The organism is Micromonospora sp. CA-248260, from assembly GCF_050942205.1.
In the GTDB taxonomy this organism is placed as follows: domain Bacteria; phylum Actinomycetota; class Actinomycetes; order Mycobacteriales; family Micromonosporaceae; genus Micromonospora; species Micromonospora antibiotica.
In genome coordinates, this window is record NZ_CP192021.1 from 769,213 (window position 1) to 783,836 (window position 14,624).

Genomic DNA, 14,624 nt, shown 5'->3' on the forward strand with positions numbered 1-14,624 from the left:
AAGCCGACCGCACCGGGGGCCCCGGGAGCCTGCGGCACCGGGCCCCCGCACCGGCCGGTACGGGGGTGACGGGCCGGCTACCGCCGACCGCTTCCGGCGGGTACGAGGTGACGGGGTGCTCACCGTTGGTGCAGGTCGACGTCCCGGCGGGTCGACCTGCCTGGTAACCGCTATGTTGTGCTCGTGCAGGCGACCCAGGGGGAGCAGGACCGACCGTGATCCATTTCCCGGCGCAGCGGCGCGGTCCGCTCAGCGCGTTGAGTCTCCGCCTGGCCGCCGCCCTCGGTCTGGTCCTGCTCACCGTCGCGGTGGTCTATCTCGACCGCGACGGCTACCGCGACGTGGACGAGAACGGGCTGACCCTGCTCGACTGCTTCTACTACACGGTGGTCACCCTCTCCACCACCGGGTACGGCGACATCACCCCGTTCGAGCAGTCGGCCCGGCTGGTGAACGTCCTGTTCATCACCCCGGCCCGGGTGATCTTCCTGATCATCCTGGTCGGCACCACCCTGGAAGTCCTGACCGAGCAGTACCGGACCGGCCGTCGGCTGGGTCGGTGGAGGAGAACCGTGAAGGACCACGTCATCATCTGCGGCTACGGCACCAAGGGCCGCAGTGCGGTCTCCGCCCTGCTGGAGAACGGGCTGGACAAGTCCCGGATCGTGGTGGTGGAACGCAACGGCACCGCCCTGCGGCAGGCCACCTCGGCCGGGCTGGTCGCCATCGAGGGCTCCGCCACCCGCTCGTCGGTGCTGGAGGAGGCGCACGTCCGCAACGCCAAGGCCGTCATCATCGCCACCGACAGCGACGACGCCTCGGTGCTGGTGGCGCTGACCACCCGGCAGCTCACCGCCGGTCAGGTACGCATCATCGCGGCGGTCCGGGAGGCCGAGAACGCCCCGCTGCTGCGGCAGAGCGGGGCGCACCACGTGATCGTGTCCTCGGCGACCGCCGGTCGACTGCTCGGCCTCTCCACCTCCGCGCCGCCGCTGATCGACGTGGTGGAGGATCTGCTCACCCCGGGGCAGGGGATGGCCCTGGCGATGCGTTCCGCCGAGCGGCACGAGGTGGGCAAGTCCCCCCGTGAGCTGGAGTCCCTGGTCATCGCCCTGGTACGCCGGGGCAAGGTGGTCACCCTGGCGGACCGGGCCGGCGCGGTGATCGAGACCGGCGACATGCTCGTGCACGTCCGCGACGACCGACCCACCGCCACCACCAGCTCCTGACCCCGGCTGGCTCGCCCCGCACCCCGGCTGGCTGCGCCTGACGCTGGCTGTCCCGCCCCGCATCCCGGCTGGTCCGCGCCTGACGCGGCTGGTCTTCCGAACCGACGAGTGGCCGGCCCCCTGCGCGGGGAACGGCCACTTCGACGTGTCGACGGGCGACTAGCTGATCGTCCAGGTGTCGCCGGTGTGGAGGAGGTTGGTGAGTTGTTGTTCGGGGGTGTCGGTGGTGGTGTTTTTGGCGGTGGTGATTTGGTGTTGGACGAGGGTGTCGTAGGAGGGGCGGTTGATTTGGCGGAGGACGCCGATGGGGGTGTTGCGGTGGTTGTGTTCGGGGAGGCGGGTGAGGGCGAAGGCGTAGGCGGGGTCGGTGATGGTGGTGTCGTGGATGACGATGTTTTCGGGTGGGGTGGTGGCGGTGTCGCGGATTTCGAGGCCGAATCCGTGGGGTGGGTGGACGACGCAGTGTTGTCGGTCGCGGCCGAAGGTGATGGGTTGGCCGTGTTCGAGGGGGATGAGGTGGTCGTCGCGGGTGTCGGGTTGTTTGAGTTGGTCGAAGGCGCCGTCGTTGAAGATGTTGCAGTTTTGGTAGATCTCGACGAAGGCGGCGCCGTGGTGTTGGGCGGCGGCGCGGAGGACGGTTTGGAGGTGTTTGCGGTCGGAGTCGATGGTGCGGGCGACGAAGGTGGCTTCGGCTCCGAGGGCGAGGGAGAGGGGGTTGAAGGGGGCGTCGGCGGATCCGGCGGGGGTGGATTTGGTGATTTTGCCGGTTTCGCTGGTGGGGGAGTATTGGCCTTTGGTGAGGCCGTAGATGCGGTTGTTGAATAGCAGGATGGTGATGTTGACGTTGCGGCGTAGGGCGTGGATGAGGTGGTTACCGCCGATGGAGAGGGCGTCGCCGTCGCCGGTGACGACCCAGACGGACAGGTCGGGGCGGGTGACGGACAGTCCGGTGGCGATGGCGGGGGCGCGGCCGTGGATGGAGTGCATCCCGTAGGTGTTCATGTAGTAGGGGAAGCGGGATGAGCAGCCGATGCCGGAGATGAAGACGGTGTTTTCGCGGGGGATGTTGAGTTCGGGCATGAATTGTTGGATGGCGGCGAGGATGGCGTAGTCGCCGCAGCCGGGGCACCAGCGGACTTCCTGGTCGGATTTGAAGTCTTTGGTGGTGAGTTTCACGGCGACGGGTTCAGGCATTTTTGCAGACCTCTTCCAGCATCGTCTCCAGTTCGGCGGCGGTGAAGGGTAGGCCGCGGACCTGGTTGTAGGCGATCGCGTCGATCAGGTATCGGGCGCGGATGATCTGGGCGAGTTGGCCGAGGTTCATCTCGGGGATGACGACGCGGTCGTAGGTGGCCAGGACGTCGCCGAGGTTGGCCGGTAGGGGGTTGAGGTGGCGCAGGTGGGCTTGGGCGATGGGTTGGCCGTGGTGGCGCAGGGTGCGGCAGGCGGCGCCGATGGGTCCGTAGGTGGAGCCCCAGCCGAGCACGAGGGTCCGGGCGGTGCCGTCGGGGTCGTCGACGTCGAGGTCGGGCACGGGGATGGCCTGGATGCGGGCGGCGCGGGTGCGGACCATGTAGTCGTGGTTGGCGGGGTCGTAGGAGATGTCGCCGGTCTTGTCGGCTTTCTCCAGTCCACCGATGCGGTGTTCGAGGCCGGGGGTGCCGGGGATCGCCCAGGGGCGGGCGAGGGTGTCGGGGTCGCGTAGGTAGGGCAGGAACGTGACGCCGTCGTCGTGGTTGGGTGCGGTCGCGAAGTCGACGCGTAGGTCGGGTAGATCCTGCACGTCGGGTAGGAGCCAGGGTTCGGAGCCGTTGGCGACGTAGTTGTCCGACAGCAGGATCACCGGGGTGCGGTAGGTGACCGCGATGCGGGCGGCTTCGAGGGCGGCGTGGAAGCAGTCCGAGGGTGACTTCGCGGCGATCACCGCGACGGGGGCTTCACCGTGGCGGCCGTGTAGGGCCATGTTCAGGTCGGCCTGTTCGGTTTTCGTGGGTAGCCCGGTGGAGGGGCCGGCGCGTTGGACGTCGACGATGACCAGGGGTAGTTCCAGGGCGACGGCCAGGGAGATCGTCTCGGATTTCAGGGCGACACCGGGGCCGCTGGTCGTGGTCACCCCCAACGCGCCGCCGTAGGAGGCGCCGAGGGCGGCGCCGACCGCGGCGATCTCGTCTTCGGCCTGCATGGTGACCACACCGAGTTTCTTGTGTTTCGACAACTCGTGCAGGATGTCCGACGCCGGGGTGATCGGGTACGCGCCGAGGAACACCGGCAGACCGGACCGGACCCCGGCCGCGACCAGACCGAGGGACAGGGCGGCGTTGCCGGTGATGTTGCGGTACGTGCCCGGCAGCATCTTCGCGGGTTTCACCTCGTACCGTACGGAGAAACTGTCGGTGGTCTCGCCGTAGTTCCAGCCCGCCCGGAACGCGGCGATGTTCGCCGCGACGAGATCCGGACGCTTGGCGAACTTCCGTTCCAGGAACCGTAGCGTCGAGTCGTACGGGCGGGAGTACATCCACGACAACAACCCCAACGCGAACATGTTCTTCGCCCGCTCGGCGTCTTTCTTCGACACCGACAACTCCGCCAACGCCCCGACGGTCATCGACGTCAACGCCACCGGATGCACCACGAACCCATCCAGGGTGTCATCGTCGAGAGGACTGACCGCGTAACCGACCTTGACCAGGTTCCGGCGGGTGAACTCATCGGTGTTCACGATGATGTCCGCACCCCGACGAAGATCCCCCAGATTCGCCTTCAACGCCGCCGGATTCATCGCGACGAGAACGTTCGGCGCGTCACCCGGCGTCAGGATGTCATAGTCAGCGAAATGCACCTGGAAACTCGACACCCCCGGCAACGTCCCCGCCGGCGCCCGAATCTCCGCCGGGAAATTCGGCAACGTCGAAATATCATTCCCCAACTGCGCCGTCTCCGAGGTGAACCTGTCCCCCGTCAACTGCATCCCATCACCCGAGTCACCCGCAAACCGGATCACCACCCGGTCCAACTGACGGATCTGCTTGGTCACGCCTGCACCTCGCTTCGCTCGGCCCCGCCGCGCGCGCGGCTGCACATGATGGTGACCCCGCCTTGCCCGGCCACGCGACCTCCCTGATGCGCCGCTGCGCGGTCCGCCCGTGGGCGGGCCCCGGCCCGCTGTCGTCTCTCGCTCCGAGCCTACGTCCCGGGCTTAGGGTCTCCTTGGTGGAGGTCCGACACCTGGGAAACTGGTCGAGGACATCTGGGAGACTATGCGGTGATTTGCGATGGCCGCCGTAATTGAGATCACCGCCCCACTCGTGGCGCCCCGCCGGTCAGCCGGAGCGCTCCGTCGCCGACGGCTCCGTCGCCCGCCCGGCCGTCCACCGTCGTAGCGAGCCGGTGGCCAGCCCGAGCGCCAGCGCCACCAGCAGGACGGAGGCCACGATCAGCCCGAGCGCGGTCCGCTGGGCGGAGGACATCGCGCTGACGTCCACCGACCCGCCCTGCGCCGCGATCAACCCCTGCGAACCGGTCGGCGCGGGAGCACCCACCGGCGAGGTGGCCAGCGCGGCGGCGGCGGTGATCCGGAAGCTCATCTGGACCTGCCGGGTCGGTCCCTGCTCCGGGTCCAGCCAGCCGATCACCGCCCCGGCCAGGGGGGCGTCGCGCTGGGCGTCCGGGGTGGCGGCGACCGTGAACCGGAGCGTCCGGGTCTGCCCCGCCGGCACGACGTCCAGGTCGCAGCGGGTCCGCGTCGGCGACATCGACGCACAGCCGGCCGGCGGGCTCAGCACGCTGACCCCGGCCGGCAACAGCACGTCGACCCGTCCGGCGGCGTCCACCCTGCCGGTGTTGCCCAGGTGGGCCGCGAGCGCGGTGGGGCCGCCGCCGATGTCGAAGACCACCTCCTCGGCGTCCAGCAGTATCCCGGGCACCGGCGGGCCGGGTGGGAAGAGGACCGCGAAGCCCTCGTGGTCCTGCGTGGTGTCACCGGCGTCCGGCCCGGTCGCGGTGACCCGTACCGTGCCGCTGAGGGGCATCTGCCGCCAGGCGGTGCCGCTGACCCGGACCTGGATCAGGCTGCTGAACCGGTCGCCGGGCGCGGTGGTCCACTCGCCGCACTGCCAGCCGCCGTCACCGGCCGCCGCGCAACCCGGCGTCCCGGCGTCGGTGAGCCCGGCCGGCAGCGTGTAGGCCAGCCGCAGCCGTTCCGGCACGACGCCGGTGTTGGTGACCGTCACCTGCAGGGTGGCGACCGTGCTCCGGGCACTCCAGTACCGGTCGTCGAGGGTGATGTCCCCGGTCGTGACCTGGACCCCGACCCGACCGCCACCCGGCTGGGCGGGGTTCGGCCCGGAGGGTCGCGCGGACCGGGTGGGCAGCGGCGGCCTCGGGGTGGGAGTGGTGCTCGGCGTGCCGGCGGCCGTCGGCACCGGCGCCGACGTCGTGCCGGTCGGCTCGGGTGCGCCGGTCGGAGTCGGGCCCGGCGGCAGCGTCGGCGGCGCGCTGGTCGTGGCCGGTCCGGTCGCCGACGGCTCGACCGGGGGCGTCGGGTCGTCCGTCGGGTCACCGCCGGGGAGCCAGTCGTCGGTCGGGTCGACGGCCACCCGCGTCACGGTGGGGGGCGCCGCCAGGCCCGGTGTAACCCCGAGGGCGACCGCCAGCCCCGCCGCCAACACCGCTCCGACCAGAGCGGGGGTACGCCGGGCGAGGGACCGCCGAACGGTACGCGCGTCCACGCGGGACAATCTGACCTCCGTGACCCTGGGTGAGAGTTCATTATTCGGTAACAGTTGCGGCGGGGCACTAGTACCGGCGGAAAATAATCGGTGACGGGTCCCGGAGCCGCTCGCGTCGTCCCGGCCGGCCCGACGCCCGGTAGGCTCAGCCACCGTGACCGGTTACCTGGGCTCGTACGCGACGCTCGGGCTGCTGCTGCTCGCTGCCGTCCTCTTCTTCGTTACGGCGTTCTCCGCCAACCGGGTGTTACGTCCCGCCCGCCCGGCCGACCCGGCCGGTAAGCGGGCCGGCTACGAGTGCGGCCTCGACCCGGTCGGTGGCGACTGGGCGCAGATGCAGATCCGCTACTACGTGTACGCGTACCTTTACGTGCTCTTCGCCGTGGAGGCGGTCTTCCTCTTCCCCTGGGCGATGGTCTTCGACCGGCCCGGCTTCGGTGCGGTGACGGTCGCCGAGATGGGTGTCTTCGTCGCCGTGGTGGCGCTCGGCATCCTCTACGCCTGGCGCAAGCGCATCCTGCACTGGACCTGACCGCCCCCGCCGCCCGGCCGGCGGAGGCGGGGGTCAGCGGGGGCGGGAGTCAGCAGGGGCGGGGCGGCGGCCAGAGCCGGCCCGACCACGGCCCGACCACGGCCCGACCACGGCCCGACCACGGCCCGACCACGGCGACGTCGCGGGCGCTCAGGCCAGGCCACGGCGGGTGACGGCGGGCGGCCGGTCGCCCCGGATCGAGGCCACCATGTCGAGCACCCGCCGGGTGGGCAGCACCTGATGGGCGCGGAACACCCGGGCGCCGAGCCAGGCCGACACCGCCGTCGCCGCCAGGGTGCCCTCCAACCGTTGCGCCACCGGCAGGTCGAGGGTCTCGCCGATGAAGTCCTTGTTCGACAACGCCACCAGCAGCGGCCAGCCGGTGTCGGACAGCTCGCCCAACCGCCGGGTGATCTCCAACGAGTGCCTGGTGTTCTTGCCGAAGTCGTGCGCCGGGTCGATCAGGATGCCGTCGGGGCGTACCCCCAGGGACACCGCGCGTTCGGCGAGCCCGGTCACCGTCGTGACCACGTCGGCGACCACGTCGGTGAAGGCGGCCCGGTGCGGCCGGGTCCGCGGGGCCAACCCGCCGGCGTGCGAGCAGACCAGGCCGACACCGGTCTCGGCGGCCACCCGGGCGAGCGCCGGATCGGCCCCGGACCAGGTGTCGTTGAGCAGGTCCGCGCCGGCCGCCACCGCCTCGACCGCCACCTCGGCCCGCCAGGTGTCGATCGAGATGACCACCTCGGGGAACGCGGCCCGCACGGCGGCGATGGTGTCCACCGTCCGGCGGATCTCCTCGGCCACGTCGACCTCGTCGCCCGGCCCGGCCTTCACCCCGCCGATGTCGATGATCTCCGCGCCCTCGGTGACCGCCCGCTGCACCGCGCGCAGGGCGCTGTCCTGCGCGAAGGTGGCACCCCGGTCGAAGAAGGAATCCGGCGTTCGATTGACGATCGCCATCACCACCGGCTCACCCGGGGCGAAGGTCCGCCCCCCGAGCCGCAGCGCCCCGGACAATTCAGCCTCCCGCAGGTCACCGGCCGGACGACCCGGCCGATGCCGACGCTAGCCGGTCGCCCGCCCCCGCCCTCGGGCCGGTTCGGCACCCGCTACCCGCACCGCTGCGGGCCGGGTAGCGCCAGAAGATCGGTGACGATGATGGTGGTTGGGGTCGCTCCGGAGGGTGTCGCCGTGCCACGATCTCCTCATGGGTCAGACTCTGCTCATTCTGGTCGTCGCGTTGACCGTGGCGGCGGTCGTGTTCGGCGTGACGGTGCTGATCTCGGGTCGGGACGGGCTCGCCCCCGCCGAACCCGACGGCAGAGCCGTCCCGCTGCCCGGCGGCCGGCCCCTGCGGGAGTCGGACGTCGGCGCGCTGCGCTTCGACACCGCCCTGCGCGGCTACCGGATGGACCAGGTCGACCAGGCGATGCGCCGGGCCGGCTACGACATCGGTTACAAGACCGAGCTGATCGGGGTGTTGGAGGCCGAGATCACCGCGCTGCGGGAGGGCCGTACCGACGACGCCGACGTGCTGCGCCGTACCCGGGAGGAGGCCGTGGGCACCCCGCCCGACGGCCCCCCGGCGACGCCCGCCGCCGAGGCACCCGGCCCGGAGGACGGCCCGACCGTCGAGGTCGGGCCTGCGGACCCGGTCCCCGCGCCGACGACCTCCGGGGCCGGGGCGACCGGCGACCGCACCGACACCGACCAGCCCGGGACCGACAAGCCCGATACCGACAAGCCCGGGACCGACCGGGCCGAGGGTGCCGCCGCGGACCGCCCCGGCGGTGCGGTGGTCCGGTCGGAGCCGGTGTGACCGGACCCGGCCCGGCCGGTGGTGGGGTGGCCGACGAGGCCGCCCAGCCCGGCGCGGGCGAGTTCACCGCCACGGTGATCGTCAACGCTCCCGCCGCGCGGGTCTTCGCCGCGCTGACCGACTGGGAGGGGCAGTCCGACTGGATCCCGTTGACCCGGGTGCGGGTGGTCGAGGGCGACGGCGGGGAGGGCAGCCTCGTCGAGGCGGTCACCGCGCTCGGCCCGGCCGTGCTACGCGACGAGATGCGGGTGGTCCGGGTCGACGCCCCGTACGAGGTGGGTGTGGTGCACTGCGGCAGGCTGCTGCGTGGCCCCGGCGTGCTGCGGTGCACCCCGCTGGCCGACGACCGTACGCAGGTGGTCTGGCACGAGTGGTTCCACCTGCCCGGCGGGTCGGCCGGGCGGGTCGCCTGGCCGTTGCTCTGGCCCGGTTCCAAGGCTAGCCTGACGCTGGCGCTGAAGCGTTTCGCCCGCCTGGTCGAGGCCGGCCGCCTGCCCCGCCCGCCCACGCCCTGACGCCCCGCAGCGCGGCCGGCCGGGTCGCGTCACCCGGCCCCGATGCCGGGTGTCAGGCCCCTGGCCTAGCGTGTGACGGGTGACTGACCTGGTGACCGGCCCCGACGGCCTGCCCCGCTGCGCCTGGGGGGCGAGCACCCCGGACTACGCGTTCTACCACGACACCGAGTGGGGTCGGCCGGTGCGGGGCGACGACGCCCTCTACGAGCGACTCACCCTGGAGGCGTTCCAGTCCGGGCTGTCCTGGCTGACGATCCTGCGCAAACGCCCCGCGTTCCGGCTCGCCTTCGCCGACTTCCGGATCGAGCGGGTCGCCACCTTCGGCGACGCGGACGTGACCCGGCTGCTCGCCGACGCGGGCATCGTCCGCAACCGTGCCAAGATCGAATCGGCGATCGTCAACGCCCGCGCCGCACTGGCCCTGCCCGAGGGGCTCTCCGCGCTGCTCTGGTCCCATGCGCCGGCACCCCGGCCGACCCGGCCCGGGTCGTTCGCCGAGGTGCCGGCGACCACCCCGGAGTCCGTCGCGCTGGCCAAGGCGCTCAAGAAGCGGGGCTTCCGCTTCGTCGGCCCCACCACGGCGTACGCGCTGATGCAGGCCACCGGCATGGTCGACGACCATCTCGCGGGCTGCCACGCCGGCACCGTCTCCTCCCGTGATGGGATGGCTCCATGACCGTGACCGACCACCGCAGCACCGGCCCGACCGACGTCGACGGCGGGCCGGGCGGCGACGCCTGGGCGGTGCTGCTCCCGGCCGGGCGGTACGACGCCGAACGCCTCGTCCACCATGACACCCTGGAGCTGACCGTCCCGCCCGGTGTGCCCGCCCCCCGCCCCGGCGACCCGGTGGCGGTGCTGGCCGACGAGCCGTCCCGGCTGGTGGCGCTGGGCCGGGTGGCCCGCCTCGACGGGGAGACGCTGCTGGTGACCTACACCCGGCGGTCGTTCGACGCGCCGGTGCCGACCGGGCAGGTGAGCGTCGCCGGGCCGGTCACCCCGCTCGCCCCGGGCACCTACCGTGAGCTGGCCGACCGGCTCGGCCCGCCGCCGCCCCGCCGGACCTGGCTGGTCAGCCTCGACCTGCCGATCGAGGCCGAGTCGCCGGCCGAGGCGGTCCGGCTCTTCTGGTCGTACGTGCGGGAGTTGGGCCCGGCGGAGCTGCCCGCGTTCGTCTCGCCCAGCGGCGACGAGTTGGCCATGCAGGCGTTCGTGCTGGGCGTCGAGGCCAACCAGGACCCGGAGGAGGACGACTAGCCACCCGCCGACCGGGTATGGGCGCTCGGGTGCCGGCAGCCGGTCGGCGGGGTGAGGGAGAGCCGATGCGGTTCCAGGACAAGGTCGCGTTCGTCACCGGTGGTGCCTCGGGGCTCGGGGAGGCCACCGCCCGTCGGTTCGCCGCCGAGGGGGCCCGGCTGGTGATCGCCGACATCAACGCCGAGGGTGCGCAGCGGGTGGCCGCCGAGCTGCCCGACGCGCTCGCGGTGACCGTCGACACCGGTGACGCCGACGCGGTGGAACAGGGCATCGCCGACACGGTGCGGCGTTACGGCCGGCTCGACGTCATCTTCAACAACGCCGGCATCGACGGCCGGCAGCAGCCCCTGCACGAGATGGACGTGGACAACTGGCAGAAGGTCCGGCGGATCAACGGTGACGGCGTGTTCCACGTGCTCAAGTACGGCATCGAGGCGATGCTGCGGGGTGGTGGGGGTGCGATCGTCAACACCTCGTCCACGACCGGCCTGGCGGCGCAGGAGAACATCTCCCCGTACACCTTCACCAAGGCCGGCATCGTGGGGCTGACCCGGTCGGCGGCGGTGGAGTACGCGGCCCGCAACATCCGGGTCAACGCGGTCGCTCCCACGGTGGTGATGACTCCGCTGGTGCAGCACTTCATCGACAGCGCCCCCGACCCGGCGCAGATGCGGGCCCGGATGGAGTCGTTCAACCCGAAGCCGGGCATTCCCACCCCGGACGACGTGGCCGGTGTGGTGCTCTTCCTCTGCTCCGACGACGCCACCTGGATCACCGGCCACACCGTCCCCATCGACGGCGGTTACGTGGCCCGATGACGGCCGACCGGATGTCGTCCGGGATCCGCGTCACCGCCACGGCGTGGCCGGCACGGTGTCCCGGGTCGGTCCACCCGGCCCGGGACACCGTGCCGGTCCGACGCTCAGTTGCCCTGGAAGACGGGCTTCTGCTTGTTGACGAAGGCGGTGGTGGCGGCCCGGTGGTCGGCGGTGGCCCCGCAGATCGACTGGGCCTGCGCCTCGGCGGAGAGGGCGTCGGCGAGGGTGCCGGCGTCGGCGATGGACAGCTGCCGCTTGATCGCCCCGTACGCGACGGTCGGGCCGGCGGCGAGCCGGGCGGCCAGCTCGTGTGCGGTGGGCAGCACCTGCTCGTCGTCGTCGACCAGCCGGGTGAGCAGACCCAGCCGGGTCGCCTCGGCGGCGTCCACCGGCTCGGCGAGCATCAGCAGCTCGACGGCCTTGGCGTGGCCGACCAGCCGGGGCAGCGTCCAGGACGCCCCGGTGTCGGCGGCGAGGCCCACCCCGGCGAACGCCATCAGGAACTTCGTCTTCGGCCCGCCGATGCGGAAGTCGGCCAGGAACGCCAGCGAGGCGCCCGCCCCGGCGGCCATGCCCCGGACCGCGGCGACCACCGGTTTGGGCAGGTTGGCCAGCCGGGCGGCGATCGGGTTGTAGTGCGCCCGGACGGTGTCCAGCGGGTCGCGGCCCGGCGACTCCAGGACCTGGACGTGCTCGCGCAGGTCCTGCCCGGCGCTGAACGAACCGCCCGCCCCGGCCAGCACCACGGCCCGGCAGGACCGGTCGGTCTCCAACGCGGCCAGGGCGTCCCGCAGGGCCTCCTTGAGCGCCACGTCGAGCGCGTTCATCGCGGTGGGGCGGTTCATGGTCAGGGTGACCACGCCATCGGTGCGGTCGACGAGCAGCGGCTCGGTCACGTCTCTAACGGCCCTTCTGTCGGGGGACCCGGTTGCCGGCGTCGAGGCACTGCTCGACGTACCGGTCGGCGGCCGGCCGGAGCCGGGCGGCGTGCCGGTCGAAGAAGCTGGCGGCGGCGGTGCCGGGCCAGCGTTCGGGGAGCAGTGCCGGAGGGAGTTGAGGGTCCTGGAACAGGAAGGTACGCCACGCGTGCACCAGCCGGAACCGGGCCGCGTACGCCTCCTCGTCGCCGCTGCGCACGGTCACCCCGGCCAGTTGGGCGCGCTGTTCGGCGACGAACCGTTCGTAGGCGTGCCCGATCTCGCGGAGGTCCCAGGCTCGGCGGACCACTCCCATCGCGCCGGGGGTGCCGGCGGCGTGGGCGGCGGTGAACCGCTCGTAGCGCACCCCGGCCTCCTCCAGCAGCACGTCGACGTCCTCGCTGGCCCGGGTCGCCACCCAGGTGTGCTCGTCGAGGGTGCCGTAGCCGAGGAAGCTGAGGTTGGCGGCGAGCCGCTGCCGGTCCCGGCGGGCGGTCGGGGTCGCCAGGACGAGCAGGTCGAACCGCCCGTCCCAGGTGATCCGGCCGGTCCGGTAGATTCGGGCGGCGGCCTCGTCGAGCCGACGGACCGCCTTCGGTGTGATCGAGTAACCCGGGCCGGAGGCGAGCCGCAGGGGCTCCAGCCAGCCCTGGCGGACCATCCGGGACACGGCGGTCCGCACGGCCGGGGGAGCGACGCCGAGCGGGGCCAGCAACTTCACCAGGGCGGCGACCGGTGCGCGCCCACCTCTCGTGCGGAGATGGTCGCCGTAGAGGTCGAAGAGTGCCGACCGTGCCTGCATGACCGCACATTGTGACAGGCCTTCTCAAGATAAGCTAGGTGCTGTTACATCAATGCCGCTCCGGTTTGGGTCCGGCGGTGTTCATCAGGGAAAATCGTGGTCGACGCCCCCGCGTACCTTGCGGGTGGTCAGCACGAAGTGGCTGTGGGGCAGTACACCGACCCTGATGTTCAGGTCTGAGGGGAGACAACATGGCGGCGATGAAGCCGCGGACGGGCGACGGTCCGCTGGAAGTCACCAAGGAGGGTCGGGGCATCGTCATGCGGGTCCCGCTGGAGGGCGGTGGCCGGCTCGTCGTCGAGATGACTCCCGACGAGGCCAACGCGCTCGGTGACGCGCTGAAGGCGGCTGCCGGCTGATCGGCCGACACTCCGTGCGGTGCCGCGCGGAAGGTCCTGGTCCCTGAGTCACCGGCACTGCCGGTGACTCAGGGACTTCGTCTGTCCCACGCGGGTCGTCGAGGTCCCGCACCACGAATTTTCCCGGAGGTACGGTCCAGCGTGCTCGCCATCAGTCTCGCCGTCACCACCGACGGGCCGGACGTCCTCGTCCTGCCCGTCCGCGCCGCCACCGCACCGGACGACGCCGCGCCGTCGCTGGTCGCCACCGCACCACCACCCGCCGACGAGGTGCGGGGCGAGGCGGAGGCACTGCTGCCGGTGACCCGGTTGACCGGCCGGGCCGGCGAGACACTGACCCAGCTGCGTCCCGGCCGTACCCCGGTCCGGCTGCTGCTGCTCGGCGTGGGTGACGGCGGGGAACGGGCCTGGCGGACGGCGGGCGCCGCCCTGGCCCGGGCCGCCGTAGATGAGACACATGTCACGTTGGCGCTGCCTGTCGACGTGCCGGCCGGGGTGGTCCGGGCCCTCGTCGAAGGGCTGCTGCTCGCCTCGTACCGGTTCCGGCTGACCGAGGCGGGGCCGACGCCCGCACTGGCCGGGGTGACCCTGCTGACCGCCGCACCGGACGCGTACACCGGGGCGGTCGAGACGGCCCGGACCACCGCCGCGATGACCCGGCTCGCCCGGGATCTCACCAACACCCCCTCCGCGGTGAAGAACCCGGAGTGGTTCGCCGCCCAGGTGGCCGACGCCGCCGCCGACCAACCCGACCTGCACCTGCGGGTACGCGGGCCGCAGGAGCTGGCGGACGAGGGCTTCGGTGGCATCGTCGCCGTCGGTGCCGGCTCGGCCAGCGGCCCCCGCCTGGTCGAGCTGGACTGGCGGCCGGCCGACGCCCGGCTGCACGTCGTGCTGGTCGGCAAGGGGATCACCTTCGACACCGGCGGCATCTCGATCAAGCCGGTGCCGGCGATGAAGCTGATGCGCAAGGACATGGCCGGTGCGGCGGCGGTCGTCGCGGCCACCCTCGGCGCGGCGGCGCTGCGGCTGCCCGTGCGGGTCACCGCCCTGACCCCGTTGGCCGAGAACATGGTCAGCGGGGCCGCGTTCCGCCCCGGCGACATCATCCGGCACTACGACGGCACGACCAGCGAGAGCACCAACTCCGACGCGGAGGGCCGGCTGGTGCTCGCCGACGCGCTCGGCTACGCGGCCCGGGAACTCCGCCCCGACCTGCTGATCGACCTGGCCACCCTGACCGGGGCCAACGCGGTGGCGTTGGGCAAGCGGACCGGCGCGCTCTACAGCGAAAACGACGAGCTGGCCGCCGCCGTGCTGGCAGCCGTGGCCGACGCCGGTGAGGCGGCCTGGCGGATGCCGCTGCCCGCCGACTACCTCGAACACCTGGGCAGTGACCTGGCCGACCGGCACAGCTCCCCGGACCGGGGTGCCGGCTCGGTGATGGCCGCGCTCTACCTGCGCGAGTTCACCGGTGAACTGCGGGACCGTTGGCTACACGTCGACATGTCCGCGCCGTCCTGGGCCGACGGCGACGACGCGGAGCTGACCCGGGGCGCGACCGGCTGGGGTGTCCGGGGCCTGCTGCGCTGGCTGGCGACGCTGGACTGAGCGGCCGCCGGGCCGGGTGCCCGCCCCGCGTCCCG

Annotated in this window: 15 protein-coding genes; 9 read left to right on the forward strand and 6 right to left on the reverse strand. The window is 72.3% G+C overall.

Annotated features, from left to right (window positions below; genetic code table 11):
- Positions 1-215: 215 nt before the first annotated feature.
- On the forward strand, positions 216-1,229 hold the full coding sequence (locus ACQP2H_RS03640; protein ID WP_219466769.1) for a potassium channel family protein: 1,014 nt from the start codon (positions 216-218) through the stop codon (positions 1,227-1,229).
- A gap of 159 nt (positions 1,230-1,388) precedes the next feature.
- Here ACQP2H_RS03640 and ACQP2H_RS03645 read toward each other — a convergent pair whose 3' ends face one another.
- From ACQP2H_RS03645 to ACQP2H_RS03655, 3 genes are all read right to left on the reverse strand, one after another.
- On the reverse strand, positions 1,389-2,423 hold the full coding sequence (locus ACQP2H_RS03645) for a 2-oxoacid:ferredoxin oxidoreductase subunit beta (protein WP_433231076.1): 1,035 nt from the start codon (positions 2,421-2,423) through the stop codon (positions 1,389-1,391).
- Positions 2,416-4,263, reverse strand: coding sequence for a 2-oxoacid:acceptor oxidoreductase subunit alpha (locus ACQP2H_RS03650; protein ID WP_433231078.1), 1,848 nt, complete (start codon positions 4,261-4,263; stop codon positions 2,416-2,418). Before ACQP2H_RS03650 ends, ACQP2H_RS03645 begins: the two co-directional genes overlap by 8 nt.
- Positions 4,264-4,549: 286 nt before the next feature.
- Positions 4,550-5,824 carry a hypothetical protein gene (locus tag ACQP2H_RS03655; protein WP_433231081.1) on the reverse strand — a complete coding sequence of 425 codons (1,275 nt, stop codon included), beginning with the start codon at positions 5,822-5,824 and terminating at the stop codon, positions 4,550-4,552.
- A 286-nt stretch (positions 5,825-6,110) separates the two neighbouring features.
- Here ACQP2H_RS03655 and ndhC point away from each other — a divergent pair, with 286 nt between their 5' ends.
- Entirely contained in the window at positions 6,111-6,488 is a 378-nt protein-coding gene (ndhC, locus tag ACQP2H_RS03660) for an NADH-quinone oxidoreductase subunit A (RefSeq protein WP_091254266.1), read from the forward strand.
- Positions 6,489-6,638: 150 nt separating this feature from the next.
- On the opposite strand, the gene folP is transcribed toward ndhC, so the two are convergent.
- Positions 6,639-7,508, reverse strand: a complete 870-nt coding sequence (folP, locus tag ACQP2H_RS03665) for a dihydropteroate synthase (protein ID WP_208570356.1) — start codon at positions 7,506-7,508, stop codon at positions 6,639-6,641.
- A gap of 190 nt (positions 7,509-7,698) precedes the next feature.
- On the opposite strand from folP, the gene ACQP2H_RS03670 reads away from it, so the two are divergent.
- The 5 genes from ACQP2H_RS03670 (at position 7,699) to ACQP2H_RS03690 (ending at position 10,900) form a co-directional block, all read left to right on the forward strand.
- The gene (locus tag ACQP2H_RS03670) at positions 7,699-8,310 is read left to right on the forward strand and encodes a DivIVA domain-containing protein (protein ID WP_219466777.1); all 612 of its coding nucleotides are present in this window, start codon (positions 7,699-7,701) and stop codon (positions 8,308-8,310) included.
- Entirely contained in the window at positions 8,307-8,825 is a 519-nt protein-coding gene (locus ACQP2H_RS03675; RefSeq protein WP_219466780.1) for an SRPBCC family protein, read from the forward strand. Before ACQP2H_RS03670 ends, ACQP2H_RS03675 begins: the two co-directional genes overlap by 4 nt.
- A gap of 79 nt (positions 8,826-8,904) precedes the next feature.
- Positions 8,905-9,501 (forward strand): DNA-3-methyladenine glycosylase I, encoded by a 597-nt coding sequence (locus ACQP2H_RS03680; protein ID WP_219466782.1) that lies wholly within the window; start codon positions 8,905-8,907, stop codon positions 9,499-9,501.
- Positions 9,498-10,082: a hypothetical protein gene (locus ACQP2H_RS03685; protein ID WP_219466783.1), complete on the forward strand. Its 585-nt coding sequence runs from the start codon at positions 9,498-9,500 to the stop codon at positions 10,080-10,082. Before ACQP2H_RS03680 ends, ACQP2H_RS03685 begins: the two co-directional genes overlap by 4 nt.
- 65 nt (positions 10,083-10,147) lie before the next feature.
- On the forward strand, positions 10,148-10,900 hold the full coding sequence (locus ACQP2H_RS03690) for an SDR family NAD(P)-dependent oxidoreductase (protein WP_208570361.1): 753 nt from the start codon (positions 10,148-10,150) through the stop codon (positions 10,898-10,900).
- 104 nt (positions 10,901-11,004) lie between these two features.
- On the opposite strand, the gene ACQP2H_RS03695 is transcribed toward ACQP2H_RS03690, so the two are convergent.
- Together ACQP2H_RS03695 and ACQP2H_RS03700 are read right to left on the reverse strand one after the other, a co-directional pair.
- The gene (locus tag ACQP2H_RS03695; protein WP_208570362.1) at positions 11,005-11,796 is read right to left on the reverse strand and encodes an enoyl-CoA hydratase/isomerase family protein; all 792 of its coding nucleotides are present in this window, start codon (positions 11,794-11,796) and stop codon (positions 11,005-11,007) included.
- Positions 11,797-11,800: 4 nt separating this feature from the next.
- Positions 11,801-12,619: a PaaX family transcriptional regulator gene (locus ACQP2H_RS03700; protein WP_219466786.1), complete on the reverse strand. Its 819-nt coding sequence runs from the start codon at positions 12,617-12,619 to the stop codon at positions 11,801-11,803.
- 191 nt (positions 12,620-12,810) lie between these two features.
- Here ACQP2H_RS03700 and ACQP2H_RS03705 point away from each other — a divergent pair, with 191 nt between their 5' ends.
- Both ACQP2H_RS03705 and ACQP2H_RS03710 read left to right on the forward strand, forming a co-directional pair.
- Positions 12,811-12,978 carry a DUF3117 domain-containing protein gene (locus ACQP2H_RS03705; RefSeq protein ID WP_007455245.1) on the forward strand — a complete coding sequence of 56 codons (168 nt, stop codon included), beginning with the start codon at positions 12,811-12,813 and terminating at the stop codon, positions 12,976-12,978.
- 141 nt (positions 12,979-13,119) lie between these two features.
- Positions 13,120-14,589, forward strand: a complete 1,470-nt coding sequence (locus tag ACQP2H_RS03710; protein ID WP_374197543.1) for a leucyl aminopeptidase family protein — start codon at positions 13,120-13,122, stop codon at positions 14,587-14,589.
- Positions 14,590-14,624 lie beyond the last annotated feature (35 nt).

Coding starts and splice junctions, on each gene's coding strand:
- ACQP2H_RS03645 (WP_433231076.1), bottom strand. CDS start 2,423: ATGCCTGAACCCGTCGCCGTGAAACTCACCACCAAAGACTTCAAATCC.
- ACQP2H_RS03670 (WP_219466777.1), top strand. CDS start 7,699: ATGGGTCAGACTCTGCTCATTCTGGTCGTCGCGTTGACCGTGGCGGCG.
- ACQP2H_RS03685 (WP_219466783.1), top strand. CDS start 9,498: ATGACCGTGACCGACCACCGCAGCACCGGCCCGACCGACGTCGACGGC.
- ACQP2H_RS03690 (WP_208570361.1), top strand. CDS start 10,148: ATGCGGTTCCAGGACAAGGTCGCGTTCGTCACCGGTGGTGCCTCGGGG.
- ACQP2H_RS03700 (WP_219466786.1), bottom strand. CDS start 12,619: ATGCAGGCACGGTCGGCACTCTTCGACCTCTACGGCGACCATCTCCGC.
- ACQP2H_RS03705 (WP_007455245.1), top strand. CDS start 12,811: ATGGCGGCGATGAAGCCGCGGACGGGCGACGGTCCGCTGGAAGTCACC.